The organism is Rhizobium sp. SEMIA 4085 (genome assembly GCF_013004495.1).
GTDB lineage: Bacteria > Pseudomonadota > Alphaproteobacteria > Rhizobiales > Rhizobiaceae > Rhizobium > Rhizobium gallicum.
Window position 1 is genome coordinate 1 of record NZ_JABEPH010000638.1, and the last position, 1,679, is coordinate 1,679.

The 1,679-nt window shown below is 61.4% G+C and carries 1 protein-coding gene; it reads left to right on the forward strand.

The features are described 5' to 3' along the window. Positions 1 to 1,557 (forward strand): ATP-binding protein (locus C9413_RS31895; protein ID WP_170251519.1); only part of this gene is annotated, 1,557 nt, incomplete at its 5' end. Positions 1,558 to 1,679: the final 122 nt, after the last annotated feature.

A 1,679-nucleotide genomic window follows, 5' to 3' on the forward strand; every position in this document is an offset into this window, starting at 1 on the left:
CTGTTGATCCTGCCGCGTGGCGGTCAGTCACGGATTGCGGCGGAAGCCACGACCGGCGGCGACACGGTCGTGGTGCAGCTGCGTGACGAGATCGTCACCGCGAGCACGTTGCCGGAATCGCTCCTTCATTATGTCTTACGCACAAGCGAAAGCGTGGTTCTCGGCGACGCCATGGCTCAGAATCCATTTTCCGCGGACCCCTACATCCGTCAGCACCATGCTCGTTCCATTCTTTGTGTGCCGTTGCTCAACCAGGGCCAACTGACCGGCGTACTCTATCTTGAGAACAACCTCGCCCCTCGGGTCTTCGCGCCGGCCCGGAGCGCGGTGCTGAAGCTGCTCGCCTCTCAGGCGGCGATCTCACTGGAGAATACCCGGTTGTACCGCGATCTCGCTGAACGCGAAGCTAAGATTCGCCGCCTCGTCAAGGCCAACATCATCGGGATCGTCATCTGGAATATCGAAGGTCGCATCCTTGAGGCCAACGACGCCTTCCTCCGCATGGTGGGCTACGACCGGGAGGATCTTGCCTCGGGTCGGTTATGCTGGACGGACCTGACGCCGGCCGAGTGGCGCGACCGCGATGCCCGGACCATCGCAGAGCTGAAGCTGATCGGGGCAGTCCAGCCGTTCGAGAAGGAGTACTTTCGGAAAGATGGCAGCCGTCTGCCCGTGCTGATGGGCGGTGCACTGTTAGAAGAGAGCAGGAACGAAGGTGTCTCTTTCGTCCTCGATTTGACGGAGCGACGGCAGGCGGAAGAGGCGTTACGCGAGAGCGAGGAAGCCTTGCGCGAGGCGCAAGGGCAACTGGCCCACGCAAACCGCGTCGCCACCATGGGGCAGCTCACAGCCTCCATCGCCCATGAAGTCAATCAGCCGCTCGCCGCGTCCCTCACCAATGCCCAGGCGGCCTTGCGCTGGCTTGGCACCTATCCGCCTAATCTGGAGGAGGTGGCTCAGGCGCTCGGCCGGATCGTCGAGAACGCCAATCGAGCCGGCGATGTCATTGGCCGGATCCGCGCCTTGGTCAAGAAGGAGCCCCCCCGCAACGGGCTGTTCGACCTCAATGAAGCCATTCGTCACGTGATTGCCTTGACCGGCAGTGAAGTGCTCCGGCAAGGCGTCACGCTGCGGACCGAATTCGCGACGAGCCTCCCGTCCGTGGAAGGAGATCGCGTCCAGCTGCAACAGGTGATCCTAAACCTGATCATGAACGCTATCGAGGCGATGAGCGGCATTAATGAGGAAGAGCGCGAGTTGCTGATCAGCACCGGGACAGAGGCCTCTGGAGGCGTGGTCGTCGGGGTGCGCGACTCGGGTCCAGGCCTAGACCCGCAAAGTATGGACCGCCTGTTTGAGGCCTTCTACACGACCAAATCCAGCGGCATGGGTATGGGCCTGACGATCTGCCGTTCGATCATCGAGGCTCACGGGGGCCGGCTGTGGGCCACCGCGAACAAACCTCGTGGGGCAGTGTTTCTGTTCACCTTGCCTCTCGAACGAGACGAAACCGCTGGTGCAAAGCATGCCGACCAAATGGCAATGTTGGGAAACTAATGGGACGAACGACTGGGTGAAGCTCTCGCGGCAATGCAATTATCCGTCAAGGGTGAAGAACGTCTCACGAGACGACGGAGTCGCCGACGAAGCGGAATTTCACAGACAGGATGCGGTAGTCG